Source organism: Acinetobacter sp. RG5, assembly GCF_031844265.1.
In the GTDB taxonomy this organism is placed as follows: Bacteria; Pseudomonadota; Gammaproteobacteria; order Pseudomonadales; family Moraxellaceae; genus Acinetobacter.
Genome location: NZ_JAUZUV010000021.1, coordinates 1 through 25710 on the forward strand (window position 1 = coordinate 1; position 25710 = coordinate 25710).

General features: G+C 38.2%; 22 protein-coding genes and 7 pseudogenes. 12 read left to right on the forward strand and 17 right to left on the reverse strand.

Going from position 1 to position 25710, the window contains the following annotated elements; translation table 11 throughout:
• Positions 1-32 precede the first annotated feature (32 nt).
• The 4 genes from Q9R21_RS13245 to Q9R21_RS13260 all read right to left on the reverse strand — a co-directional run bounded on the left by Q9R21_RS13245 (position 33) and on the right by Q9R21_RS13260 (position 3602).
• Positions 33-527, reverse strand: a complete 495-nt coding sequence (locus Q9R21_RS13245; protein WP_004647846.1) for a flavin reductase family protein — start codon at positions 525-527, stop codon at positions 33-35.
• 97 nt (positions 528-624) lie between these two features.
• Positions 625-1668, reverse strand: a complete 1044-nt coding sequence (locus Q9R21_RS13250; RefSeq protein ID WP_180039080.1) for a methionine synthase — start codon at positions 1666-1668, stop codon at positions 625-627.
• A gap of 50 nt (positions 1669-1718) precedes the next feature.
• Complete coding sequence (locus tag Q9R21_RS13255) at positions 1719-2702, reverse strand: putative oxygenase MesX (RefSeq protein WP_004733167.1); 984 nt, start codon at positions 2700-2702, stop codon at positions 1719-1721.
• Positions 2703-2870: 168 nt separating this feature from the next.
• Positions 2871-3602 (reverse strand): hypothetical protein, encoded by a 732-nt coding sequence (locus Q9R21_RS13260; protein WP_311204670.1) that lies wholly within the window; start codon positions 3600-3602, stop codon positions 2871-2873.
• Between Q9R21_RS13260 and Q9R21_RS13265 the strand changes: the two are divergent.
• Positions 3596-4345, forward strand: a pseudogene (locus tag Q9R21_RS13265) (IS5 family transposase). The gene Q9R21_RS13260 and the pseudogene Q9R21_RS13265 sit on opposite strands and share 7 nt — an antisense overlap.
• 239 nt (positions 4346-4584) lie before the next feature.
• Entirely contained in the window at positions 4585-5253 is a 669-nt protein-coding gene (locus tag Q9R21_RS13270; RefSeq protein ID WP_287967140.1) for an epoxyqueuosine reductase QueH, read from the forward strand.
• On the opposite strand, the gene Q9R21_RS13275 is transcribed toward Q9R21_RS13270, so the two are convergent.
• From Q9R21_RS13275 to Q9R21_RS13290, 4 genes and pseudogenes are all read right to left on the reverse strand, one after another.
• On the reverse strand, positions 5250-6641 hold the full coding sequence (locus Q9R21_RS13275; RefSeq protein WP_311204671.1) for a methylenetetrahydrofolate reductase C-terminal domain-containing protein: 1392 nt from the start codon (positions 6639-6641) through the stop codon (positions 5250-5252). The two genes, Q9R21_RS13270 and Q9R21_RS13275, sit on opposite strands and share 4 nt — an antisense overlap.
• 188 nt (positions 6642-6829) lie before the next feature.
• Positions 6830-6946 (reverse strand): annotated as a pseudogene (locus tag Q9R21_RS13280) (putative oxygenase MesX); the annotation flags it as partial.
• 9 nt (positions 6947-6955) lie between these two features.
• Positions 6956-7072 (reverse strand): annotated as a pseudogene (locus Q9R21_RS13285) (transposase); the annotation flags it as partial.
• Between the two features lie 50 nt (positions 7073-7122).
• Positions 7123-8328 (reverse strand): integrase arm-type DNA-binding domain-containing protein, encoded by a 1206-nt coding sequence (locus Q9R21_RS13290; RefSeq protein ID WP_311204672.1) that lies wholly within the window; start codon positions 8326-8328, stop codon positions 7123-7125.
• A gap of 302 nt (positions 8329-8630) precedes the next feature.
• On the opposite strand from Q9R21_RS13290, the gene Q9R21_RS13295 reads away from it, so the two are divergent.
• Positions 8631-9062 (forward strand): PPC domain-containing protein, encoded by a 432-nt coding sequence (locus tag Q9R21_RS13295; protein WP_253102531.1) that lies wholly within the window; start codon positions 8631-8633, stop codon positions 9060-9062.
• Between the two features lie 127 nt (positions 9063-9189).
• Here the strand turns inward: Q9R21_RS13295 and Q9R21_RS13300 are convergent.
• From Q9R21_RS13300 to Q9R21_RS13330, 7 genes and pseudogenes are all read right to left on the reverse strand, one after another.
• A protein-coding gene (locus Q9R21_RS13300; protein WP_100358110.1) for an IS3 family transposase occupies positions 9190-10337 on the reverse strand; the annotation gives its coding sequence in 2 pieces (ribosomal slippage) (positions 9190-10091 and positions 10091-10337; 1149 coding nt in all).
• Positions 10338-10624: 287 nt separating this feature from the next.
• On the reverse strand, positions 10625-10975 hold the full coding sequence (locus Q9R21_RS13305; protein ID WP_184413766.1) for a hypothetical protein: 351 nt from the start codon (positions 10973-10975) through the stop codon (positions 10625-10627).
• A 150-nt stretch (positions 10976-11125) separates the two neighbouring features.
• A pseudogene (locus tag Q9R21_RS13310) lies at positions 11126-11625 on the reverse strand (IS3 family transposase); the annotation flags it as partial.
• A gap of 377 nt (positions 11626-12002) precedes the next feature.
• Complete coding sequence (locus Q9R21_RS13315; RefSeq protein WP_000920558.1) at positions 12003-12305, reverse strand: putative quinol monooxygenase; 303 nt, start codon at positions 12303-12305, stop codon at positions 12003-12005.
• A 332-nt stretch (positions 12306-12637) separates the two neighbouring features.
• Positions 12638-13468 carry an S-formylglutathione hydrolase gene (gene fghA / locus Q9R21_RS13320; RefSeq protein ID WP_311204673.1) on the reverse strand — a complete coding sequence of 277 codons (831 nt, stop codon included), beginning with the start codon at positions 13466-13468 and terminating at the stop codon, positions 12638-12640.
• Positions 13469-13696: 228 nt separating this feature from the next.
• Positions 13697-14809, reverse strand: coding sequence for an S-(hydroxymethyl)glutathione dehydrogenase/class III alcohol dehydrogenase (locus tag Q9R21_RS13325; protein ID WP_000842149.1), 1113 nt, complete (start codon positions 14807-14809; stop codon positions 13697-13699).
• A gap of 21 nt (positions 14810-14830) precedes the next feature.
• A complete protein-coding gene (locus Q9R21_RS13330; protein WP_005105873.1) occupies positions 14831-15106 on the reverse strand; it encodes a metal/formaldehyde-sensitive transcriptional repressor in 276 nt (91 codons plus the stop codon).
• Between the two features lie 467 nt (positions 15107-15573).
• Between Q9R21_RS13330 and Q9R21_RS13335 the strand changes: the two genes are divergently transcribed.
• Positions 15574-16569 (forward strand): zinc-dependent alcohol dehydrogenase family protein, encoded by a 996-nt coding sequence (locus tag Q9R21_RS13335; protein WP_311204674.1) that lies wholly within the window; start codon positions 15574-15576, stop codon positions 16567-16569.
• Positions 16559-17575 carry a zinc-dependent alcohol dehydrogenase family protein gene (locus Q9R21_RS13340; RefSeq protein WP_311204675.1) on the forward strand — a complete coding sequence of 339 codons (1017 nt, stop codon included), beginning with the start codon at positions 16559-16561 and terminating at the stop codon, positions 17573-17575. Before Q9R21_RS13335 ends, Q9R21_RS13340 begins: the two co-directional genes overlap by 11 nt.
• A gap of 14 nt (positions 17576-17589) precedes the next feature.
• Here Q9R21_RS13340 and Q9R21_RS13345 read toward each other — a convergent pair whose 3' ends face one another.
• Positions 17590-18489, reverse strand: a complete 900-nt coding sequence (locus Q9R21_RS13345) for a LysR family transcriptional regulator (protein WP_025467887.1) — start codon at positions 18487-18489, stop codon at positions 17590-17592.
• Positions 18490-18624: 135 nt separating this feature from the next.
• On the opposite strand from Q9R21_RS13345, the gene Q9R21_RS13350 reads away from it, so the two are divergent.
• The 7 genes and pseudogenes from Q9R21_RS13350 to Q9R21_RS13380 all read left to right on the forward strand — a co-directional run bounded on the left by Q9R21_RS13350 (position 18625) and on the right by Q9R21_RS13380 (position 24421).
• On the forward strand, positions 18625-19365 hold the full coding sequence (locus Q9R21_RS13350) for an SDR family oxidoreductase (RefSeq protein WP_311204676.1): 741 nt from the start codon (positions 18625-18627) through the stop codon (positions 19363-19365).
• Between the two features lie 71 nt (positions 19366-19436).
• A complete protein-coding gene (locus Q9R21_RS13355; protein ID WP_311204677.1) occupies positions 19437-20435 on the forward strand; it encodes a zinc-binding alcohol dehydrogenase family protein in 999 nt (332 codons plus the stop codon).
• 20 nt (positions 20436-20455) lie between these two features.
• Positions 20456-20740, forward strand: coding sequence for a putative quinol monooxygenase (locus tag Q9R21_RS13360; protein ID WP_005206902.1), 285 nt, complete (start codon positions 20456-20458; stop codon positions 20738-20740).
• 183 nt (positions 20741-20923) lie between these two features.
• A pseudogene (locus Q9R21_RS13365) lies at positions 20924-21202 on the forward strand (integrase core domain-containing protein); the annotation flags it as partial.
• Positions 21203-21233: 31 nt separating this feature from the next.
• A pseudogene (locus Q9R21_RS13370) lies at positions 21234-22181 on the forward strand (ISNCY family transposase); the annotation flags it as partial.
• 272 nt (positions 22182-22453) lie between these two features.
• On the forward strand, positions 22454-23476 hold the full coding sequence (locus Q9R21_RS13375; protein ID WP_180087568.1) for a hypothetical protein: 1023 nt from the start codon (positions 22454-22456) through the stop codon (positions 23474-23476).
• A gap of 240 nt (positions 23477-23716) precedes the next feature.
• Entirely contained in the window at positions 23717-24421 is a 705-nt protein-coding gene (locus Q9R21_RS13380; RefSeq protein ID WP_001067793.1) for an IS6-like element IS1007 family transposase, read from the forward strand.
• A gap of 48 nt (positions 24422-24469) precedes the next feature.
• Here Q9R21_RS13380 and Q9R21_RS13385 read toward each other — a convergent pair.
• Positions 24470-25294, reverse strand: a pseudogene (locus Q9R21_RS13385) (IS3 family transposase); the annotation flags it as partial.
• Positions 25295-25710 lie beyond the last annotated feature (416 nt).

Genomic DNA, 25710 nt, shown 5'->3' on the forward strand with positions numbered 1-25710 from the left:
CTTTAAAAAGATAAAAGAATTAAGGCATTGAGTTAAGCGTGTTCCAACTGACCCACTTGATGATAAGCACGGTTAAAATACACCAGACTTTCTTCTTGATCGCTTTGTTGAACTTTAAGAACACGACACATGAAAACACTGTGTGTACCGACTTGCTGAATATCTTGAATCTCACAGTCAAAACTGACCAAGGCATCTTTCAAAATAGGTGAACCAGTTTCCATAGTACTCCAATCACCGAGTTTGAAACGATCTTCTGAGCTGAATTTACTTGAAGCAAAAGCATTTGAAAGCTGTTCATGCTGAGTACTTAGTACGTTTACAGCCAAGACTTTATTTTCAACAAAATGGGCATGTGAACGGGAGGATTGATTCATACAGACTAATAACATTGGCGGTGTATCCGTCACGCTACATACGGCAGATGCAGTAAATCCATGCATACCTGTTTCACCCGAAGTCGTAATAACATTCACTGCTGTGGTGAGTAAAGACATTGCATTTCTAAAGTCTGTTGCTTCAATCATCTCTTTCATCTCAAATGTACATATCACGTGCTCGTGCATAAAGCTGGACAAATGACCTTGCGATGATTTGTTCTGCTTCGCACGAGACTACGTTTGATTAAGCTTCTAGCTCTTTACGAACAATGGCAGCACCTGCGCTTAAAGCTTCAAGTTTGCCACTTGCCACTTGGCGAGATAGCGGTGTCATACCACAGTTAGTTGAAGGATACAGTTTATCTGCATCAACAAATTGCAATGCTTTGCGTAGCGTATTTGCTACTTCCTCTGCAGTTTCCACTTGAGTGGTTGCCACATCAATTGCACCCACCATCACTTTCTTACCACGGATCAATTCGATTAAATCCATTGGTACACGTGAGTTTTGGCATTCAAGTGAAATAATATCGAGCTTAGATTGTTGTAGTTTCGGGAATGACTCTTCGTATTGACGCCATTCATTACCTAAAGTTTGTTTCCAATCCGTATTTGCCTTGATACCGTAGCCATAGCAAATATGCACAGCGGTTTCACATTTGAGTCCTTCAAGCGCACGCTCTAAGGTCGGAATACCCCAATCATTTACTTCATCAAAGAACACATTAAATGCAGGCTCATCAAACTGAATAATGTCGACACCTACTGCTTCAAGCTCTAACGCTTCTTGATTCAGAATTTTGGCAAATTCCCAAGCCAATTTTTCACGGCTCTTGTAGTGACCATCGTAAAGTGTATCAATCATGGTCATCGGACCAGGAAGCGCCCATTTAATTTGTTGATTGGTTTGGCTGCGCAAGAATTTCGCATCGTCTACAAACACGGCTTTTTTACGAGAAACATCACCCACAACAGAAGGTACACTCGCATCATAACGATTACGAATACGCATCGTTTCACGCTTTTCGAAATCCACACCTTCAAGATGCTCAATAAAGGTGGTTACGAAATGCTGACGGGTTTGCTCGCCATCACTCACGATATCGATACCCGCAGTGACTTGCTCATGTAATGATAATTTCAAAGCATCACGTTTAGCTTCTAATAATTCTTCGCCTTCAAGCTTCCATGCAGACCATAATTTTTCAGGTTCAGCTAACCAAGACGGTTTTGGCAAGCTACCCGCAGTTGAAGTTGGGAGTAAAAGTTTCGGTTGTGTAAGCGCCATGTCTAATCTTCTTTGTCTAAATTCGTAAATCTGTTTATCAATTTAATGGATTAAGCAGCTGTTTCGACTTCGAAATTTGCAGCCCATTCATTTAAAATGTCTTGATAAGGCTTAATGAAGTTTTCTTCCGTCCATTTACCTTGTTTAACTGCAAGCTCACCACGTTCCACACGGTCATAGACCACACGTGTAAGTGAATAATCGCCATAGCTTAGACTTGGTTGATACACCACACCTGCAGGAGAGTTGGTGTTGTAAATTTCAGGACGATAGATCCGTTGGAAACTTTCCATGGTTGCAATCGCGCTGATCAATTCAAAATCAGTATAATCACGGACTAAATCGCCAGCGAAATAGAATGCTAATGGTGCATTACCACCTTCTGGTTTAAAGTAGCGTACACGTAAACCCATTTTGGCAAAATATTCATCGGTACGTGAATATTCATCATTTTTGTATTCCACACCCAAAATAGGATGTACGTTGGCTGTACGGAAATACGTTTTAGAGGTTGAAACGCTTAAGCAAATGACAGGTTGTTTTTTAAATTCTGCTTTAAATACATCTGAATTGACTAAATGTTGATAAAGCTTGCCATGTAGATTGCCAAAATCTTCAGGTTTTTCACCTACACCACAACCCAATTGTGGCAATACCACACTGAAGTCGTAATCACGCACATAAGATGAGAAGCTATTGCCGATCATGCCTTCAATACGCTCACCTGTTTGATGGTCAATCACAACACTTTTAAGTGTTTCAATAAATGGGAAAGTTTGACCATTACCTTCAATATCAATTTCCGCAGAAATAATGTCAATCTCAAGTGAATAGCGATCACCTTTCGGGTTATCAACGGTTGCCAAGCTATTAAAACGGTTGTTGATCATCGCAAGGGTACGACGCAAGTTTTCTTCACGGCTTTCCCCACGTGCCAAATTGGCAAAATTTGTGGTTAAACGTGTGCTTTCTGCTGGCGTGTAGTTTTCATCAAAACGGATACGTTTAATTGAACACTCAAATGCTGTACTCATGGAGATTGCCACCTAAAAATTTTATAAAAAGCTAAATTTCTGAATGGCTGTATTTAAACGTGAATAAGAAAGTGAGTAAAACGATATAAATTCAGCTTAAGATGAGAAATACTCATCTTAATAAATTAAAGATTCTGAGGATTTTTAGTTATTCAGTAAGTTAAGCGGCTATCTAAAATCTTTATCTGAAATTGATAATGTTTTTTGCAACTCTACCAAAGATAATAAATCTCCAACTATCAAGTATGTGTAAATAACATAACGATCAGCTTCTTGCCTAGAAGTAATAATATCATGAGAACCTTTCTGAGCAGCTTTGAAAATAGCATCTAACCGCTCGCCCAAATATTTCATCTGTGAACCAACGATTTCCTCAAATCTTTTAGAGTCTGACTGCTCATCAACATATGCAATAATTCGATTTATATAATTATCCACACCTAATTTAATAATTTTAGTTTTACCATTGTCTAAATTAATAGTCTTATCCTCTCTAGCAGGATAAATCACATCAGCAGTATCTTGTAATATTCGCCTACAACTATGAACAGCATTTGACCAATCCTCTGAATCTTCGGACGTTAAATTCTCATAAACAGATGCAAATTTTTGTGCTGATAATGGTACTAAATCTCCAATTTTTCCGTCTACAAACTTTCTTGTTCTAGAAAAAATATCTGACGTAATTTTTGAATATTTTAGCTCATAATATTTATTAGACACATATTCGTATACAAAAGCTTGTCGTTTAATTAGAAATTGAGAGTTCGTGCTAATACCATCTCTTAAACTCTTTCTTTCTAAAAAATTACTAGGGCGTGTCCTCATTTGAAGAATTGGTTTTAAATACTTAAAATCCTCCTTTAAGCTCTTTTCATTTCTATATTTTTTCAATGGCACGTACTCTTCTCACTGATGATATTTGGCAGCAAATTCAAGATACTATGCGATTACATGGTTGTTACTGTTCAAAAAACAGTAGAAATATCATGGAAGCCATCTTATGGAAACTGCGCACAGGCGCCACATGGCGCGATATTCCTCAAGAATTTTGCCCTTGGCAAACTGCTTACAATCGCTTTAATCGCTGGGCAAGTAAGGGATTATGGGATAAATTTTTTTTAGATTACGAGGCGTCTTGGATCAAGAATGGGTATTCATTGACGGAAGCTACATACGCGTGCATCAACATGCAAGTGGAGCTCGGTATGGTTTCGAAAGAGCAATTGGACAATCACGTGGTGGACAAACAACAAAAATACATCTTGCAACCGACGCGAATGGATTACCGATTGATTTTAAAATCACTGGGGGTGACGTCCACGACAGTCAAGTTGCAAAACAACTGATTGATATTGTAGGCGAGGCAACATATCTCATTGCTGACAAGGGATATGATGCTGAGCACATTCGAATATGTGCTAAGAACAAGAATATGATTCCTATTATTCCATTGAGATCAAACAGTAAGAGATCGAATAAAGAATTTGATAAATATCTATATAAATTAAGATATTTAGTTGAAAACGCTTTTGCGAGATCAAAATATTTCCGTGCTATTGCAAACTCGATTTGATAAACTAGCACGCAATTATAAATCTATGCGTATAGCCTGCATATTTATTTGGTGCAAAGCCAAATGAGGACACGCCCTAATAATTTCTTCACTTAATTTTAAAGCTTCATACAATGACTCTTGATTAACTTGCAATGTTCTAATTCCAAAGCATTATTGTAGTTATTCTCCTATATACTTTAGTTCTTATTAAATTTCAATTAGTGAATTTCTTTCATCTTAACCTTAGAAAATATCAGTATATCAAATCCTTACTATCTAATTAAATCGTTAAAATATAGGGTTTAGATTTAAACCCATATAACTATGTCAAACAAACTTGAACGTCAGAAATTGACTCTCCCAGCAGGTCACGACAAGCTTCTGCTTCACTCCTGCTGTGCACCATGCTCGGGTGAAGTGATGGAAACCCTAATTGAATCAGGCATCGACTTTTCGATCTTTTTTTATAATCCCAATATTCACCCTGTCAAGGAATATGAAATCCGTAAGGAAGAAAATATTCGCTTTGCAGAAAAACATAATATTCCTTTTATTGACTGTGATTACGATACAGACAATTGGTTTGCACGTGCCAAAGGCATGGAAAATGAGCCAGAGAAAGGTATTCGCTGTACCATGTGTTTTGATATGCGCTTTGAACGGACTGCCCTTTATGCAGCTGAAAATGGCTTCAGCCTAATTAGTAGCTCATTGGGTATTTCTCGTTGGAAAGATATGAAGCAGATCAATGATTGTGGGCATCGTTCTGCTTCACATTATGAAGGTATCACCTATTGGGACTACAACTGGCGTAAAAATGGTGGTGCTGTTCGTATGCTTGAAATCAGCAAGAAGGAAGAATTCTACCAACAAGAATATTGTGGCTGTGTATACTCCTTACGTGATACCAACCGTTGGCGTATGAGCCAAGGTCGTGATCGCATCAAATTGGGCGTGAAATTTTATTCGAATGCCACGGATGATGAAAGCTAAGCTTCAGTCGCCAGATACCAATTTTTCCAGGAACTGGTTCCACGGACTTCAATGGGTACAGTTGGAATCAGTTTTTCTTTTAGAACGTCAGTCTGTCCCACGGCTTTGGCAAGTCGGGCTTTCACAGAATGAATGCATTCACGATCTCCAAACTCACAGCGATCCAATGTCGTACCACCACAAGGACCATTCGCCAATCCTTTGGGACAAGTTTCAGGGCAAATATATAAAGTATCTCCTAACCTACATTGACCACAACTTTCACAACCCACGACCCCTTGCTTAGAGATAAATTCAGTTTTTAACAATGCTTTTGCTGCAGGCGTATTTTCCCAGAATGAGGCTTTAAAAATAAAATGCCCCACACCTTTGGCAATTTTGGACTCAAATAGAGCCTTGTGCATGAAATGCAATTGCTGATATTTAATAAGCTGGCTAGAGGATGGTTGGCGGGAATAATAAGCTAATTCTGGCACGAGTTCATTTTTAGTCTTCACTTGCCACAGTGCATTCCAGAGTGCTTCGAGTTCCTGTAAACCATAATGTCGATATTGTTCAATATATTTTTCTAAAAGCTTTTGCTCTTCAGGCTTATGGCATGCTGAAAGATGCACACCTGCAAAACCCAAATATTTACACATCAATATTTGTATAGCACAACGTTTATAAGCATTCTCAGTTCGTCCATCCTGTTCTTCCTGAGCCAACACTCGTAACATGTGTGGTGTAATCACAATTCCTGCGACATTATGTTTCACCATAAAATTGGCACGTGCCAAACTAAGTGGCATAACACAAGCAAGTATATTTTGTGGGTATCGATGACGATTTAAAAAAGCCTTGGCTTGTTTTAAAGCCTCCATATCGTAACCCAACTGGGTAACGATAAAGTCTGCTCCTGCTTTAATCTTTTTGTGAAGTTTTAAATATTGTGCATCACGTTCAGCTTCAGCATATTTAAAGGGATTAAAAGCTACACCAATGTGAAATCCACCATAACACTTTGCGGCCATGACCGCATTTACAGACTCTAAATATCGGGTGCGATTCGTTCCATCTTGACCATTTGTATGCCCTTTTAACTTATCACCTGTGAGAAGCAGTAAATTTTTCTGTCCCGAAGCTTGAGTTGATTTTAAGAAGGTCTCAAAATCAGTAATATCCCGACCTTTCCCTGAATAATGGATGATTTTTTCCACTGATGAAGGAAATGTCTTCGCACATTCAAGTGGTGCCAAATCACTATCGGCATGCACTCGATCTGCAAAAGTGATCGCACATGGAAATTCTGCTAAAGACATTGGTACAGCAATGCCTTTAGCAGAACTTAAATATTCCAACAAAATACAAAACTGATTGTGCTTAAAATGGGAAGCAAGCTGTGACATAAAATAAAGTTCAAATAAAAATGATTGAAGCAGGTCGCTATTATATTCGACCTAACAGAATCAGCCCGATTAATCTTAATCAGGCTGATATAGAAAATTTTAGTTAACAATTATGCAATGAATCTATTCACTACATTCAATCAGGCAACTTTCTCATGAGATTCTCGCTCTAATGTGAAATGAAATGCCTATTCTTCAAGAATATTCTGATACGGCTTAATGAAGTTCTCTTCTGTCCATTTACCTTGCTTAAGATTCAATTGAACACGTTCAACACCGTCATAAACTTTACGAGTTAAGAGAAATCATCATTGTGAACAGACTATTTCTCTAAGTTGATTCATCACAACATGTAATTTATAGCCATAGAACCGGTCCATTGAGCTTTTACCACGAGATGCAATTTTAGATAATGATTTATGGCGGTGAATAGGTTTGTGCAACAAAGCTTATTCTAATTAAAACTTGGATTTCATAACCATTAATTTACAGTACAACTATCAATAAAATCGCCCCACCATTGCATCATTTCCATACGCTGATTAAAATATTCTGCATGATTATAACTTGCACGGGTTTTATTTTTATCAGTATGAGATAGCTGTGCTTCAATCCAATTTGATTGAAATAAACCGGATTCATTTAATATGGTACTAAATGTCGATCGTAACCCATGAGAAGTTAATTCATTTTTAGTATATCCCATTTTTCTGATAATCAAGTTCAGGGTATTAAAATGAATAGGTTTATTATTATTTCGCGGGCTAGAAAATACATATTTTTCGCTATGAGACCAAACGAGTGCTGATTTCACAACTTCAAGTGCTTGATCAGATAGTGGAACAAAAAAATCAGGGATATCATGACCTAAAATAACCTTTCTTCTATATTGTTTAATATGTAAGGCTGGTATTTTCCATATTTTTTTATCTAGATCGAAGTGATGTGGTTCACAAAGCAATAATTCTCCACCACGGACGCCTGTATATAGTTTAAATAACAGGGCTTTTTTAATAATAGGATCTGTATTAATCTGATTTAATTTAGCTAAGAAATTAGATAGTTCATCTGAATTCAAATGAGGATAGTTTTTCTTAATCTTATTGTTGACTAATATTTTATGAAGTCCATGTGCAATATTATATTCACAATACCCCATCGCTACCGCATAATCATAAATCTGATTTAAATAACTATAGGCTTTCTTTACAGGTTCTTTTACATTTCTAGATTCTATATTTTTAATAATCTTAACTAGATCATATCTTTTAATTTCAATAAATGGCATTAGTCCAATATTTGGATAAACATCCTGATCTAAACATTTTTTTGCGAGCTGAATTACACCGCATCGTGGTTCATCTTCAAAGGAATTTTTAATTTTAAATTCTAACCACTCTTCACAAATATCCTGAAAAGTTTTGATGTATTTTTTATGCAGTGGTTTATTTTCATAATTATTAAATTTATATTCATCCCGGACTGATCTGGCCTCTTTCAAGGACATTACAGGATATTCACCCAACTTCATGCGAGGACGTTTATTTGTCCCTGCAAGTGAATAGCGGTAACTCCAAGATTTACGTCCGTTTGGTTCTACCTTCAAACTTAAGCCGTCATCATCTGCCAGAAAATAGATTTTTTCCTTTGGTTTAGCTTGACGTACCTTAATTTCAGTAAGACTCATGAATTTTTAACCTAACCACAAATGGCACTGCTCAATTCAATTATAGCAAATTTAAGCGATATTCATATGATGCGTATCATACGCATCACATATTTTTATAAGTAATTGTTAAATAAAATTTATATTTAGATTGGTTATTCCCTAGTAACCAATTAATTAACCATTGATTTTGCAAGTCTTAAATTGGCATTTGAAGTGCAACCCCATGTTATGACTATTCACATTTCTGCTCCATCATTCATGGTTACTTATTAGTTATGTTATTATGTCAGGAGCGATACAAGAATTAGGGTAACCTTATTATGGAAATAGCGAATACGAAATTACTAGCTGGCGCTTTGATAGCCCTAACTTTAACTATAGTTAGCCCTGTCGTACTTGCAAATGATAACAATGATATACGAAAGACTATTGTAGTTAAGTTTGCTAAAAAAGCTCACCCTGCAAATTATTACGGAAGGATAGATGGATACAAGTATGATTCCTACAAATTTTATGCTAAAAAAGGGCAAAAGTTAAAAGTGAAGTTGACTGGAGGAAATGTTGAAGCTTACTTATGGGGTAATCAATTAAAAGACTCCATCAATCTTGGAGAATATTCTCCAGAGCTTGATGATAAGGGTATTTATATTTTACCTGCTTCAGGTGAGTATGAAATTAGAGTATTACAACCTAGATCACAGGCAAGAAAAGATAAAAAACCTCAATACTGGATGAGTATTAACATTAAATAAAGACTTGCTAGATTTTTTTAAGCTTTTATACCAGGGTTCAAAAACTATTGCCAGTTAAACGGGGCGTGATTTTTACATATATGTTTTTATATTAATAAAAATGATATAGTGAATAGCCACCAAAATTCTAGACACACATAACCATCTTTTGATGGGCCTTTTCATAATCTAATGGAGAACGCTGACCATTGGAACCATGTCTGCGTTTTGAGTTATAGAACATCTCTATATATTCAAAGATATCCGACCTTGCTTCAGTTCTTGTCACATAGATTTTCTTCTTGATCCTCTCTCGCTTTAACAGCTGAAAGAAGCTCTCAGCAACAGCATTATCATGGCAGTTTCCACGCCGGCTCATACTGCTTTCAAGGTTGTGATGCTTGAGAAATGTCTGCCATTCATGACTGGTGTATTGGCTACCTTGATCAGAATGAATCAGGACTTTGTTCTTTGGGCTTCTTCGCCACAAAGCCATCAGTAGAGCATCTAAAACCAGATCTGTTGTGATTCTCGACTTCATAGACCAGCCAACGACTAGCCGTGAGAATAGGTCGATTACTACTGCAAGATACAGCCATCCTTCATGAGTGCGAATATAAGTGATGTCAGTCACCCACAACTGGTTGGGCTGGGTGGGGTTAAACTGTCTGTCTAAAGTATTTCGAGCCACAATCGATGGAGTACTAACATTAGCTCTAGGTTTGCGATAGCCACGCTGTGACTTGAGACCATTCGCCTTCATGAGTCGATGTACTCGATTGATACCGCAACTTTCGCCAACGTCTTTCAAATCACAATGAATCTTGCGATAACCGTAGACTCCGCCAGATTCCAACCAGAACTGTTTAATTAATCCTGAAAGCTGTTGCCGCTTCCTCGCAGTTATACTGGTAGGTTTCTTTAACCAGGCGTAATAACCACTGTGATGAACATCTAACGTTGAACATAAACGACGAACAGACCATATATGTTGGTTGTCCCGAATAAAGGCGTACCTCATTTGGACTGGCTTGCGAAGTACACCGCGGCCTTTTTTAATATGTCCCTTTCTTCAGTGACCCTTTGCAGCTCTTTTTTTAATTTCGCTAATTCTGTAGTTGGATCACTAGATTCTGTTGTCTTGGGCTGCTGTGGATCATAACGTTTGATCCAAGCATACAGACTATGTGTAGTGGTTCCTAAACGTGTAGCAACTTCAGCCACACTATGACCTTTCTCAGTGACTTGTTTTACTGCTTCAATTTTGAATTCTTCAGGGTATCGTTTACTGCTCATAAGCACCTCGTTAATTAGCCATTTTATCTAACTAAAAGGTGTCTACAAAATCGGTGGCTATTCATTGTTGAATTTCTCTGTTCATAGACACCCATTATATTGAAGTGATGTCTATGAATCACACAGATTATCATAAGGCTTTTGAAACTGTCGCACCTCATGTTTGAATTCACCCATTAACAGAGTGCGAATTAGTCCTTGATCATGTTTGACCACATTTCAAGGAATAGTGTCCAACTTTCGGTATACAGATTATGGTGTGGGGTTCTCTTAAAGTTTAAACCTTATTATTTTACTTCAGTAATGCTGATTGGCTGGTCTTTTACAAATTCAACAACCCCTTCACCACGTTTAAAGTGAATTGAAACTCCATTATTATTAGCTAAACGAATACCACTACCAGCAACTGTTTGCTTTAAACGATATACCACGCCTGAGTTATCAGTCATTAAAGCAGTTTCAAAGTTATCCGATGATTTCAGAAAAATTAATAAACCATTCGGACCAGAAAATTTAAGGACCTGCGTATCAGCTGAAGTATTGCTTGTAGCCTTATCTTGTAAAGTTTCAGTCTTTGGACTCGAAGTACACCCAGTCATTGCTAAAACTAACAAAGTTAAACTTAAAAAATATTTCATTTAACTACCTTTTTCATCTGTAAATCATAGGTGTATTTATACTAATTGTTATAATTTAACAATAAAACAGATATTACTTTTTTTTACACAAAAAAGCCATAAATCGCATTTTGAACCGTACCGGATTTATCGGAGATTTTTTTATTTAAGTTAGGCCACCTGACCTAACGGGTTAATCTTATCATAGTACATTGCTTCAAACTCAAAAGGCGATACATAACCCAGTGCACTGTGTACATGCTTTTTATTAAACCAATCTACCCAATTTAATGTCGCAAGTTGTACATCTGCTAAACTTTGCCAATCTGCTTTTAAATATTCAATCATCTCTGTTTTGTATAAGCCATTCACTGTTTCAGCCAAAGCATTATCGTATGAGTCCCCGTTGTACCGATTGATGCTCGTAAATTTGCTGCTTCTAAACGATTGGTATAGCGAATGGAAAGGTATTGAACACCTCTATGGGAATGATGAATTACATTCTTTGGCATACCTCGATCATGCAAAGCTTGTTCTAATGCATCAAGCACCATATCTGTATTCATACGTGTTGATACTTTCCATCCAACAATTGCTCGTGAAAACACATCAATAATAAAGGCGGTATAGACCCAGCCTGAATTTGTTTGAATATACGTAAAGTCACTCACCTGAGATACCGTCTTGGTAGTCAATCAATAATTGAACCGCTCTATCTCTGATTTCAGGGGTATATTTTACTTTTTTCATCGGAACACTACGCTTCGCTACGTCGTGCGAAGCAATGCTTCTCATCTCAGGAAAGTTGGTCTCCAACAAACCCGGTACGGTTCAGTAAATTAGATAGATTGGTTCAATATAAAGCATGTACATAGCTGCATTCGTTTATTTACCCTGTTTTGGATATTGACCCATGTAAATGATGAGATTAAGCCATTAAATAAAGTAGCCCAACTTGAATAAAAAGCCTCTGACAAACCTCACAGGGTTGAAGTGCTGCCTTTCATTCAAAATTTCAGGCAGTACATTTATACATTTAAGCGTCGGTTTAAGCTGGTAGTTTACTCGCCAAAACATCTACTTTTTCAATAGACGGTGGCTCTGAAAATAGCTCTTCGGCCTGAGCCATCAACGCAGCTGCAACCTTGCCAGATAAATGTGCTTGGCGACCCGCCTCATCAGGAAATGCATCAAAAATACCAAATGTTGTAGGTCCAAGACGTAAGCCAAACCACGCAACTGTCGCAGGTTCTTCCATTACAATAGGTAAACCGGCTTTAAGGAAAGCTTCCACTTCGTCTTCTTTACCCGGTTTAGCTTCAAGACGGACATATAAAGCTGTTTTAAGCATGACTAAAACTCCACAATTGATTAGAATTCAAACTGATTCTGTCATTGCTAATGTATGCATGTCAGAAAGTTTTGTTGTATAAAAGTTAAAAAACATCCCATAGCTGAGCCAAAATTTAGGTTTTTATTTCGACATAATGCTATGAATTTATTCAAGTTAATATCATTAACATTTGAATCAAAAAATCAAGATATGAGATGATTAAATTCAATCTTAGTTATATAAGGATCAATTGACTCTACCTTAGATTTATAAGCTGACCTCTTCATCTGGAAGTTATATTGCTCAAGAAGCATTCAAGAACAACATGCACATCTTCATATCTATGAAAGTTATTTAGCTAGGAATTTGCTGTGAAACTCTATATGTTTCTCTATAAAGCTCGCAATGAAGTAATAGCTATGGTCATACCCTTCTCTTAGGTTAAGTGTAAGAGGATATTCTTGTTCCAAACAAATATCACTAAGAAGCTTAGGTCTTAACTGTTCTTCAAGAAAATCATCAGCTGTTCCCTGATCGACTAAAATAGGTAAATGAACTTCATCGTTTTTGATTAATTCAATCGCATCATAGCTTTTCCATAAAGTTTCGGTTTCACCTAGGTAGTGTGTAAAAGCCTTTTTCCCCCAAGGTACTTGGCTAGGTGCAACAATTGGTGCAAAAGCAGAAATACTTTTATACAGCTCAGGGTTTTTTAAACCAATTACTAATGCACCATGACCACCCATGCTATGCCACATAATGCTTTGGACTTGGTTGGTCGGAAAATTCAGGTCAATCAGATTTCTGAGCTCTTCCACAATATAATCATACATTTTGAAATGCTGTGACCAGGGTGCTTGTGTTGCATTCACATAGAATCCTGCGCCTTGGCCTAAATCATAATCTGCATGATCTGGTACATCCTCTCCACGTGGGCTGGTATCTGGTGCAACAATAATGACTTTATGTTCAGCCGCATACTTTTGTGCTCCGGCTTTAGTAATAAAGTTCTGTTCGTTGCAAGTCAGTCCTGATAACCAATATAAAACTGGCAACCGCTCATCTTTGTCATGAGGTGGCAGATATATTGAGAATTTCATTGAACAGTTTAATGCTGTTGACTGATGGCGATACACTTCTTGCGATCCACCAAAAGAAGCATGTTTCTCAATTATTTCCATAATCAATTACCTATGTTGAGCAAGACTTCATGAGAAATCGAGTAAACAAAGAGTTTGACATTCTCCACAGAGAATACTGATAAAGATTTAAAATGTAGGCAGGTTTGTTGAACCTATACATGATGGATACATAGATAGATCTGTTTTACAGATGATGTGCCGTTTTAGAGGATTCCATGCATGTCAATCATGATTCACATGCATGGAAAAGTATAAGGTCTGACGGAATTATTCGTAATGAATTACAGTACGAATTGACTTACCTTCATGCATTAGATCAAAGGCTTCATTGATCTGATCCAAGCCCATGGTGTGTGTCACAAATGGTTCTAATTGAATTTTACCTTTCATGGCATCTTCAACCATTCCTGGAAGTTGCGTACGACCTTTTACCCCACCAAAGGCAGAACCTAGCCATTTACGACCAGTAACCAGTTGGAATGGACGAGTAGAGATTTCTTGACCTGCGCCAGCTACACCAATAATTACGGATTGTCCCCAGCCACGGTGTGCACTTTCAAGGGCTGCACGCATCACATTCACGTTACCAATACACTCAAATGAATGATCTACACCCCAGCCAGTCATTTCGACAATGACTTGCTGGATTGGTTTATCGTAATCTTTAGGGTTCAAGAAGTCCGTTGCACCAAACTCTTTTGCCAGCGCAAATTTATCTGGATTCATGTCAACCACAATAATACGTCCTGCTTTAGCTTGACGTGCGGCTTGTACGACTGCCAAACCAATACCACCTAAACCAAAGACCGCAACACTATCACCTTCTTGTACTTTAGCCGTGTTGTGTACTGCACCGATACCTGTTGTTACACCACAACCCAGTAAGCAGACATGTTCGTGATTGGCTTCAGGATTGATTTTAGCCAATGATACTTCTGCCACTACAGTGTATTCACTGAACGTTGAGCAGCCCATATAGTGGTAAATCGGTTGACCATTGTAGGAAAAACGAGTGGTACCATCTGGCATTACGCCTCTACCTTGAGTTTCGCGAACGGAAATACACAAGTTCGATTTTCCAGATTTACAGAATACGCACTCGCCACATTCAGCAGTGTAAAGTGGAATTACATGATCACCTGGTTTGACGCTAGTCACGCCTTCACCAACCTCAACTACAACACCAGCACCTTCATGCCCGAGAATAGCCGGAAAAACACCTTCAGGATCATCGCCAGACAAAGTAAATGCATCTGTATGACACACACCGGTATGGGAGATCTTGATTAATACTTCACCTTTCTTCGGTGGTGCAACATCAACCTCAACAATTTGAAGAGGTTGACCAGGACCAAACGCAACAGCAGCACGTGACTTCATGGAATAACTCCTTATACATATCTATTTTAAATATGATTTTAGAATCTTGGCGATTTCAGCCAGTTCTTCTTTTCGTTGTTGTTCTGTGGTTTCACCTGATACTAAAGTGTCCTTTAAATGAACCTCCAACATTTCATTCATTAAACCATTAATAGCACCACGCACAGAGCATATTTGTTGCAGAATTGCACCACATTCCACATTATCTTCTAACGCTTTTTCAATCGCTTGCGTCTGACCTTTGATCTTTCTGACGCGTAGAAGAATCTTTTTTTTGTCGTCAACCTGATTAGGCATCAGACCTCCTTATTTGCTAGCATTTATACTATAGTACCCCATAGTATAAAAAAAGCAATATTTTTTATAAATCGAAAATCAAAAAGATCTTTAGCGAAAATTTTCTATCCCTGTTTTTAGTTTTTTTTAAATTAACATCATAGAGCTTATGCGAAAGTCACAAAAAAATGGGGCTTTTAGCTCCCATTTTTTATTTTGGCTCATGTTCTTTGTAATGCTGTGACCTTTTAGAATTATGTTTCAAATTTTAGCCACTTTGTAGATATTTTGAACGTTTCAAGCCTTGAAAATACTACCGACAGTTTAGATTAAATTGCCTTTACAGACTGTACTAGAATATTTTTAGTGAGCGAATGATATTTATTATTCATTATTTAGGAATTATTAAATCCTATAAATATCATTTATTGGATTATTTTAATTTGGTACTGTGCATATCATCCCCTAGTTAAAAATAAGCAACAATTATGAATAAGATGATGAATGCTCTTATCCTAGAAAATTTTGGTGATCATGAATTTAAACGTGTAGAACTCCCTATACCTCAACCAGAGGCTGGGCAAGTTGTAGTACGTATTCATGCTAGTGGTGTGAACCCTATTGATTATAAAATTCGTATTGGTGAAGCACCATATGCTATGCCAGAGCTTCCTGCCGTGTTGGGAACAGATATGGCTGGGGTTGTAACTGCTATTGGTGAAGGTGTCACTCACTTCAACGTCGGAGATGAAGTTTACGGTCTGATAGGTGGCGTTCGTGGTCTTCAAGGATCTTTAGCAGAATATGTTGTAGCAGATGCCGATCTGATCGCATTAAAGCCACGGAATATCTCTATGCGCGAGGCAGCAGTACTACCATTGACGTTCCTCACCGCTTGGGAAGGTTTAGTGGATAATGCGAAGGTCCAACCAGGGCAAACTGTACTGGTTCAGGGTGGTGCTGGTGGCGTTGGTTATATGGTGGTTCAGCTTGCAAAAGCACTTGATGCAAATGTTTGGGCGACTGGTCGTACAGCTGATCAATCACTGATTTCAGAACTCGGTGCAACACCTCTCGATTACACAACAGCATCTTCCGATGACATTATTGCTGCAAGCCCTGAGGGTCAAGGTTTTAACATTGTTTACGACACTGTGGGTGGTCCAGTACTCGAAGCTTCACTTTCCATGACAACTCACTATGGCCACATTACCAGCTGTGCTGCATTTGGTAATCATAATTTAGCGAGTTCATCTCTACGGTGTGCCACACTGTCTGGCGTATTCGTCCTAATGCCGATGTTAACAGGCAATCGCCGTGCTCATCATGGTGATATCCTTAAGATCGCGACTCGTCTTGTTGAGGAAGGTAAACTGCGTCCTATTGTTGATCCTCGTCATTTTACTCTAGACCAAGCGATTGAGGCTCATGATGCTGTTCAAGATCGCTCTGCCAATATTAAGGTCGTGATTGATGTCATTTAACGCACTTCAGGCCAAGACTTGGCGCTTCAATAGTATTGGAGATACAGACGTTCTGACATTAGAAACACTTCCTGTGGCTTTACCAGCCGCAGGAGAAGTTCTAATCCAGATGAAAACGATCGGACTCAACCGGGCTGATGTAATGTTTCGGCGTGGTACTTATATTCAAAAGGCAGTATTTCCTTCTCGTCTGGGATATGAGGGAGCAGGCATAGTTCTTGCGATAGGTGAAGGTGTACGCCAATTTTCTCCAGGAGATGCAGTATCGATTCTTCCGACTGACAATCTAGCCAAATATGGGACATATGCGGACAAGCTCCTGATTCCAGAAACTTTTTTAGTTCACAAACCCGATAGTTTAAGCTGGGAAGAAGCTTCTTCAATCTGGATGCAGTATTTGACGGCTTGGGGTGGTGTAATCCATGCTGGTGGAGTTTCGAAAGGAAAAACGATCTTGATCACAGCAGCTTCAAGTAGCGTAGGACTAGCTGCGATACAGATAGCTGAAGCAGCGGGAGCTAAGGTCATTGCAAGTACACAGACGATAGAGAAAAAGCAACGTTTAGTGGATCTCGGTGTTAAAAATGTTATAGCCACTGAAGATGAACCAGATTTGTATGAGGCGCTTGTATTACGTTTAGGTGGAGAACATCTTGATGTCGCCTTCGATGCTGTAGGAGGGCCTCATATTGAACAGATTGCAAAAGCGATGTCTGTAGGAGGAACGATGGTTATGCATGGTACACTTAGCCCTGAGATCACACCATTTCCGCTTAAAGTTGCATTACGCAAGAGCTTAACCATGCGAGGTTTTTTGTTCCTTGAGGTTCTGCATGACCCTGTTCTAAGGGAGCAAGCCAGACGATTTATTCTTAGCAGTATAGGTGCAGGATATCTTCGTCCAGTGATCGACCGTTGCTTTAACTTTGAGGACATGCATGACGCTCAGCGCTATCTTGAATCAAATCAGCAAATAGGAAAAATTGTAGTTACTCTAGATACGTGATGGTCTTATCTGATTCAGGTTTCTATACGGCCCAGCACTTCCGCTAAGTAATCAAACAATGCTCGGATTCGCAAAGGTGTCGGGCCCCGCTGTGGACGATATAAATACAGGCGCCAAACGGGAGAGGTTTCCTCATGAAGTATCTGAATGAGCTTACCACTCCTAAGCCACGGCAAAACTAGAAATCCAGGCATGTGTCCGAATCCGACTCCAGCGAGAATAGCTTGAAATTCAGCTTCAAGATCATCTGTAATAAAACGGGGATTTGATGGCGTAAAGCTTCGACTTTCGGTGAATGTCCATGGCCAGTAACGCCCTGTTTTATGATCGACTAGTGCTGTTAGAGGGTATTTATCAAGATCAATAATTTTTTTAGGCATTCCAACCTTATCAATTAACTCTGGCGTACCCACAGAATAAAAGTTCACTTTAGCCAATTCCCTTGCCACATATCGATTGTCCGGCAAAAATCCAAATCTGATCCCGATATCTATCCGCTCATCGATCACATCCGAGTGTGAATCTGTTAGCACACAATCCACGACAATATCTGGATAACGTGTGGCAAATTCTGCTAGTGCGGGTACTACCAATTTGCGCCCTAACACAGACGACACAGTAAGACGGACAGTCCCTCGCATTTCATCTCGTTTTTCCTTGGTGTCTTTTACAAACAAAGCATCGATCGATCCCACCGCAAAACGTGCTTGCTTTGCCAGACGCTCACCATCAGCGGTAATTTTAATTTGTCGAGTACTCCTGTAGAACAGAATCTCTCCGCGCTGCTCTTCTAGCTCTTTTATTGCCCGTGTCACTAGCTGCGGGGAAATACCCAGCTGAGTTGCTGCCTCTTTAAAATTTCGAGACTCTGCTGCGACACAAAAGATACGCATCATTTCCAATTTGTTCTGCATGTCCAATCCTGTGTTCTGGTAATTATTCCGTAAATAGGAATTCTGAAAGATAATATTATTCATTTATTATACCTAACAAGGCTGTAATACTTAATCCATCAAATATGATTGACAGATAAGTTGAAGGTTACTTGTATGAATAATATAGAAAATAAAGTTATTGTTATCACTGGTGCAAGTAGTGGTTTAGGTGAGGCTACTGCTCGCTTACTTGCTAAAAAAGGTGCAAAGGTTGTACTTGGTGCTAGACGTACTGAAAAATTACAGGCTATTGTTCACGACATTCGTGCTGAAGGTGGTCAAGCTGAATTTATTGGTATGGATATAACCAAACCACATGAAGTACAAGCACTTATTGAAAAGGCATTAAGCGCATTTGGTCAAATCGATGTATTGGTAAACAATGCTGGATTAATGTCTATTGCACCATTAAGTGAGCTAAAAGTTGATGAATGGGATCGTATGATCGACATTAATATTAAAGGTGTTCTTTATGGTATAGCAGCTACCCTACCTGTTTTCCAAAAACAAAACTTTGGACACTTTATTAATCTCGCATCTGTTGCAGGGATAAAAGTATTTAGTCCAGGAGGTACTGTTTATAGCGGTACTAAGTTTGCTGTAAGAGCCATCTCTGAAGGACTTCGTCATGAAGTTGGCGCAACAATTAGAACGACGACTATTGAGCCTGGTGCAGTTGAGTCAGAACTAAAATTCGGTTCTTCTCATAAAGAAAGTTCAGAGTTTGTTACGGATTTCTACAAACAAGCCATACCAGCTGACTCAGTCGCTCGTGCAATTGCTTATGCAATTGAACAGCCTGCGGATGTAGATATTAATGAAATTGTTTTACGCCCAACGAGCCAAGAGTTTTAATGATTGAATAACAAAAAATGGGAGCACCTCGCTCCCATTTTTACTATATTTTTAAAGTTAAGGACAAATCTATGAAAGCCGTATCGTATGTTATAAATAACCATGATGATTTTAAAAATTCATTGGTAGATATTGAAAAAGCGAAGCCTACGCTTAAGGAGCGGGATGTACTGGTAAAAGTTCAGGCAATCTCTGTGAATCCAGTGGATACCAAAGTGAGAAAAAATTCGTCTGAAGCAAATAATCGTATTTTAGGTTGGGATGCCGTTGGTGAAATTATTGAAATTGGCTCAAAAGTTACCTCGTTTAAAGTAGGAGATTCTGTTTGGTATGCTGGCGATTTAACCCGAGATGGTAGTAATGCTGAGTTTCAAGCAGTCGATGAACGAATTATCAGTCTTAAACCCATTACAGTATCTAATGCAGAAGCAGCAGCATTGCCATTAACTGCAATAACGGCATGGGAAATGCTGTTTGATCGGTTTCAAATTTCAGAAACAGATGTTGGCAGTATTCTGATTATTGGTGGTGCAGGCGGTGTAGGATCAATCGCTATCCAACTCCTAAAAGCAAAAACAAATCTGACCGTTATAGCAACAGCTTCACGCGAAGAAACGAAATCTTGGGTGGAATCACTGGGTGCCGACCATGTCATTGATCATAGCAAAGATTTAAATGCACAAATCGAGACACTAGGCATTGCAAAACCAAAATACGTATTCTCTACAAATCATACAGAAACATATATCCAGCAAATAGTTTCTCTGATTGCACCACAAGGCAAGCTTGGATTGATCGATGATCCACAAACATTTGATATTATGCCGTTTAAGACTAAATCTATTTCTATCCATTGGGAGTTAATGTTCACTCGTTCAATGTATGAAACCGATGATATTGAAAAGCAAGGTAATCTATTGCAACAGGTTGCCCAATTAGTTGACCAGCAAAAAATTAGAAGTACTCTCAACCAAAATCTAGGAAAAATTAACGCTGCAAACTTGGAGAAGGCGCATAAGTTGCTTGAATCAGGTAAGTCAAAAGGCAAAATTGTACTAGAAAACTTCTAAAACAAATTAAAGGTGAAATAATGACTATTTCAGTAATTGCGAACTTTAAGGCAAAATCAGATCAAAAAGAGAGGTTAGAAGCGCTTTTACAAAGTGTAATAGAGCCTACGCTTCAAGAAGAAGGATGCTTGAAATATGAGCTTTATATTAGCGAAAATGACTCGAGTAGATATTTCTTCTTAGAAGAATGGCGTAGCAGGGAGGATTTAGATATCCATATAGCGTCTGATTATATTCAAAGTTTATTTGGTAATATCCAATCGCTAATTGAATCAAGTGATATTGTAGAAATCAAAAAAATATAGCTGTATTCGGACGTTATGATGAAGTATTCTTCAAATTAACATAGGGACTTAGAAAGCTAACAAAAAATGGGAGCTATAAGCTCCTATTTTTTAAGATTTTTTAATTTTTTAGTAGTAACTTAGGCTTCAGCAAATTATGCCCCTGAGGGGAGCCACCCATACCCTGCATTTTGACAACAATGTCATCGTTTAGAGGCAGCAAATTTACGAGCATCAGTCGGTACGACTGGTGATTCATATGATATTGCTTTGGCTGAAACGGTGAATGGCTTATACAAAACAGAGGTGATTGAATATTTAAAAGCAGATTGGCAAGGTTTAGCAGATGTACAACTTGCGACATTAAATTGGGTAGATTGGTTCAACAAAAAGCGTGTACACGGTGCACTGGGTTATGTATCGCCTTTTGATTTTGAAGCAATGTACTATGATAAGATTAACCCGTTAGGTCAGGTGGCCTAACTTCAATAAAAAGTCTCCGACAAACCCGGTACGGTTCACACGTTATAACCGGGATTGCTTCGGTGAGCTAATCCAGATTGATGGCTCATATCATGACTGGTTCGAAGGACGCGCTGCTAAGTGCTGCTTGCTGGTTTATATCGATGATGCCACTGGAAAGCTGTTGCATCTGCGCTTCTGTGAGGCGGAAACGACCTTCGACTATATGCTTTCAACCCGAGCCTACATTGAACAATACGGTAAGCCGTTGGCCTTTTATAGCGATAAACATTCGGTTTTCCGAGTGAACCAGAAATCGAGCCAGGACAGCAAAATCACGCAATTTGGCCGGATTCTGAATGAGTTGAAGATAGATATTATCTTTGCCAACTCACCACAGGCCAAAGGTCGCGTAGAACGCGCGAATAGAACCCTTCAAGACCGGTTGATCAAGGAGATGCGTCTGGAAGGCATCAGTTCAATTGCCAAAGCCAATGCCTGGCTACCCTGCTTTATTGAGCAGTTCAACCAGAAGTTTGCCAAGTGTGCGAGAAATTCCAAGAACTTGCATCGCCCTTTAACAGAGTCTGATGTTGAACTAGATGATATTTTTACCTGGCAGGAACCGCGTAAGGTTACCAAGAATCTGACCCTGACGTATGACAAATATATTTATCTGCTTGAACCGACAGAGCTGAATCATAAGCTTGTTGGGCAATACATTTCATTTCTGGAGTATCCGGATGGCACTGTGGCCCTCATGCATGAGGGACGAAAGCTCAACTACAGCATCTTCAATAAACTGGCTGGACTGCAGCAGAATGAAGTGGTTGAGAATAAAAGATTAGGTTCAGTCCTGGCACATATCCAGCAACAGCATGAAGCATTGGAAAAACAGAATAAACGTTCCCGTGCCAAGAAAAGTATGCCAAGTCGTAAAGCTCAGAAAGTTGTTATTGAACAAAGAAATTTAAATCCTGTGCTTGACTCTTGTAGTTAAAAACAGGACATTTTAAATGGTTTATCGCATAGACATTTTAATTGGGGAATAACAGTTTTTCCAAAAAATAGAGATCATTTGAGAATATTTTGATGTATTTTCTAATACCTACATTGATTCTTTTCTTATTAAAAAATAAGATGAGCTTGATTGAAAATGACACTGCTGAAGTAGCTTATGTATTTGGGATTCTTGTGAATATAAAATAATGTTCCAAATTACTAAAGAAACCGAAGCATTAAGTACTTTAAATAATTTGAGTTTTTAAACAAATGATGATTAAAAAATTAACCTTCCTGATTAGCTCGGCACTTTTACTAACAGCATGTGGAGGTTCAAGTTCTAAAGTAAATCAAAATAATGACAGCAATAATGCTACTTCTACACCACCTACTTTACCTTTAGATGGTTCACCATCGAACACAACTGTTCATACTTTAGAGTTTCCTATTGCTGAATATAAAATCAAAGCAGTAGATGTTGGGTTGAAGGACCATATTTTTTCTCTTATAGAAAATTACAAGACTACTTTAAATAATAAAATTAATGAAAATACACAGACATTGTATCAACAAAACATCCAATATGATCCAGCTTGGCAATTTCGTAAAGAATATGTGCTGACTAAAAATAAAATCTATTACTCAGCCAATAGCCAACATCCTCAATATCTGGTTTCAAATTCAAATGGAAAAATTATTACAACTTTTGATAGTGAAACTCCTGAATTTAAGTCTACTCTTACCTTTAAAAATATTTCATTAAATAATAGCCCCCTAAATTCTGCTTATGTCACTACTGAACTGTTAAAGAATCCTGGAGAATCTCTCAAAAATGATAAAAATTGGTTAAACCTTTCTAATCAAATTAAAAATATCTCTGGCTCATTTCCAAAAGATTCCGTTTGCCATCAATATTTGACTCAGCAATACAACCAACCAAATATAAGTTTTAGCGAGTTTGATGACTTTACAAATAAGACTATCGCTGAATGGATAGCAGAACAAAAAGCATCTGATAACAATCCGATAGTAGAAACATGGGCTAGCTATCAGGTTGCATATATTCCGGAGTCTCAACAATATAATTTTTATCATGGCGAAGGCTATCGCGGTAAAGCGGTTATTCTTAAAAATGGTAAATTATATGAAGGTAATTATGATGCAGGTGCTGTTTATGAACTCAAGGATGAATATGATAACCCAACTCAATTCAACCTCGGAATTTGCAATGCCTACAATAAAATAGCCTCAGATACTTTAAAGATAGCATTATTAGGCCTAGTAAAGAACTAATTGCCAATTTTTGAATGAAATGAATAGCCTAACTAAGTATCAAAGTAAAAATGTAGAGCCTGTAAATTAGAGTAGCTGAAAATACAATATTTAATTGGAGTAAAACTTATTAATCTTTTAGACACCTTTTTAGGTGTCTTTTTATGAATAGCCACCGATTTTGTAGACACCTTTTAGGGCACTGTTGCAAATAGGCTGACATGATAAGCTAAATATCTTATTTATTTCGAGATACAGCAGATGAATCCCTTCCACGGTCGGCACTTTCAAGGTGAAATCATTCTTTGGGCTGTTCGTTGGTATTGTAAATATGGCATCAGCTATCGTGAACTTCAGGAAATGCTCGCTGAACGTGGAGTGAATGTTGATCACACCACAATTTATCGCTGGGTTCAGCGTTATGCTCCAGAAATGGAAAAACGTTTACGTTGGTATTGGCGTAATCCTACAGATCGACATTTATGGCATCTGGATGAAACTTACGTAAAAGTGAATGGCAAATGGGCATATCTATACCGTGCAGTTGACCAACGTGGCCATACTCTTGATTTCTATCTTTCTGCTAGACGAAATACCCATTCAGCTTATTGTTTTCTTGGTAAGATTTTGAATCATGTCAAAAAATGGCAGATTCCACGAGTCATAAACACTGATAAGGCTCATACCTATGGCCGTGCTTTGTCGCGACTAAAACAGGAAGGAAAGTGTCCTGAAGACCTGGACCATCGACAGATTAAATACAAGAATAACGTGATTGAATGTGATCATGGCAAGCTCAAACGGATCATCAAGGCTACGTTGGGATTCAAGTCTATGAAAACGGCTTATGCCACAATTAAAGGAATTGAGGTTATGCGTGCTCTACGCAAAGGACAAGCTTCATTATTTTATAACGGTAATATTCTAGGAGAAGTTTGGCTAGTAAATAGAGTTTTCGGTCTCTAAGCTTTTTTGAAGGGAAAATCATTGACTCAGATCCCTATTTGCAACAGTGCCATATTTTTCAATAGCTTCATTTAATGTTTCTATACAAAATGCAACCTCCATACTAATCGATACGCCATGGGCAAGCACCTTACGGCTGTGCCAATCAATCACAGCACATAAGTAGACAAAGCCTTTTGCCATAGGGATATACGTTATATCCGTTGCCCACACTTGATTACTCCGTTGAATATTCAATCCTTTGAGCAGATATGGATATTTACGATGAGCTTGATTGGCCTGACTTAGATTGGGTTTACGATATAGCGCATTAATGCCCATTTTCTTCATTAAAGTACGTGTATGACGTCGTCCTATATGATGTCCTTGACGGTTCAATAAATCACGCATCATACGGCTACCTGCAAAAGGGTATTGCATATGTAATTCATCAATACAGCGCATCAGCTTCAGATCTGATGCACTCACAGGTTTTGGGCGATAGTAATAACAACCACGGGAGACCTTCAGTAGCTTAGCTTGCTTAGATACTGAAATCTGAAGTGAGTCATCGATTAACTTTTGTGGTTGAAGCGGCCCAGTTTCTTCAACACACCTTCTAAAAAAATCAATTTCTAATGCCTGCTCACCGATTTTTGCATGTAGTTTTTTTAGATCAATGGGCGGTTCTGCTGGAGCTTTTGATTGATCGAAGGCTTGCGAGGAAGCTGAAAGCAATTGATTTTTCCAGTCGATAATTTGGTTTTGATGAACATCAAATTCAGCACTCAATTCAACAAGTGTTTTTTCTGCTTTAATCGCAGCAAGTGCTACCTTAGCTTTAAAATCATTTGAATGATTTCTTCTTGGTCTACGTGCCATAAAATACTCCATATATCGATGTTTATAACATCATTTGGGGAGCAAAATATCACTTATAGGAGTTGTTCAAATTTACGGAGCCATCTCTATGGATGGCTTTCGGGAAAAATGAGGCTTTGATTAAATTGGTTCCTAAAGCTGTATTAGTGGGATTTAAACCATATCAGGTTGCATTGGGTATTTAATTAGACCGATCTGTTCTTGATCACTAATTCCAGATGCAATAATTGCATTCAAAATCATTTATCAAATCAATTCAATAAATACATCTGAATGAGACATACTTGCCTACTATGCATGATAGTAAGTTTTTTGATCATGGTAGATCAGGGTTTCAACAGGAAAATTAAGGAAAATCGGATTACGATGAAGCAAAATTAAAGTTTCCGATCATCTCCTATTGCTACCAAATAAAAGAGGATCGGATA

Coding starts and splice junctions, on each gene's coding strand:
- Q9R21_RS13325 (WP_000842149.1), bottom strand. CDS start 14,809: ATGAAGTCACGTGCTGCTGTTGCGTTTGGTCCTGGTCAACCTCTTCAA.
- Q9R21_RS13330 (WP_005105873.1), bottom strand. CDS start 15,106: ATGCCTAATCAGGTTGACGACAAAAAAAAGATTCTTCTACGCGTCAGA.
- Q9R21_RS13335 (WP_311204674.1), top strand. CDS start 15,574: ATGAATAAGATGATGAATGCTCTTATCCTAGAAAATTTTGGTGATCAT.
- Q9R21_RS13355 (WP_311204677.1), top strand. CDS start 19,437: ATGAAAGCCGTATCGTATGTTATAAATAACCATGATGATTTTAAAAAT.
- Q9R21_RS13275 (WP_311204671.1), bottom strand. CDS start 6,641: ATGTCACAGCTTGCTTCCCATTTTAAGCACAATCAGTTTTGTATTTTG.
- Q9R21_RS13250 (WP_180039080.1), bottom strand. CDS start 1,668: ATGGCGCTTACACAACCGAAACTTTTACTCCCAACTTCAACTGCGGGT.
- Q9R21_RS13245 (WP_004647846.1), bottom strand. CDS start 527: ATGATTGAAGCAACAGACTTTAGAAATGCAATGTCTTTACTCACCACA.
- Q9R21_RS13360 (WP_005206902.1), top strand. CDS start 20,456: ATGACTATTTCAGTAATTGCGAACTTTAAGGCAAAATCAGATCAAAAA.
- Q9R21_RS13290 (WP_311204672.1), bottom strand. CDS start 8,328: ATGAGTCTTACTGAAATTAAGGTACGTCAAGCTAAACCAAAGGAAAAA.
- Q9R21_RS13345 (WP_025467887.1), bottom strand. CDS start 18,489: ATGCAGAACAAATTGGAAATGATGCGTATCTTTTGTGTCGCAGCAGAG.
- Q9R21_RS13255 (WP_004733167.1), bottom strand. CDS start 2,702: ATGAGTACAGCATTTGAGTGTTCAATTAAACGTATCCGTTTTGATGAA.
- Q9R21_RS13270 (WP_287967140.1), top strand. CDS start 4,585: ATGTCAAACAAACTTGAACGTCAGAAATTGACTCTCCCAGCAGGTCAC.
- Q9R21_RS13295 (WP_253102531.1), top strand. CDS start 8,631: ATGGAAATAGCGAATACGAAATTACTAGCTGGCGCTTTGATAGCCCTA.
- Q9R21_RS13305 (WP_184413766.1), bottom strand. CDS start 10,975: ATGAAATATTTTTTAAGTTTAACTTTGTTAGTTTTAGCAATGACTGGG.
- Q9R21_RS13350 (WP_311204676.1), top strand. CDS start 18,625: ATGAATAATATAGAAAATAAAGTTATTGTTATCACTGGTGCAAGTAGT.
- Q9R21_RS13340 (WP_311204675.1), top strand. CDS start 16,559: ATGTCATTTAACGCACTTCAGGCCAAGACTTGGCGCTTCAATAGTATT.
- Q9R21_RS13315 (WP_000920558.1), bottom strand. CDS start 12,305: ATGCTTAAAACAGCTTTATATGTCCGTCTTGAAGCTAAACCGGGTAAA.
- Q9R21_RS13375 (WP_180087568.1), top strand. CDS start 22,454: ATGATGATTAAAAAATTAACCTTCCTGATTAGCTCGGCACTTTTACTA.
- fghA (WP_311204673.1), bottom strand. CDS start 13,468: ATGGAAATAATTGAGAAACATGCTTCTTTTGGTGGATCGCAAGAAGTG.
- Q9R21_RS13380 (WP_001067793.1), top strand. CDS start 23,717: ATGAATCCCTTCCACGGTCGGCACTTTCAAGGTGAAATCATTCTTTGG.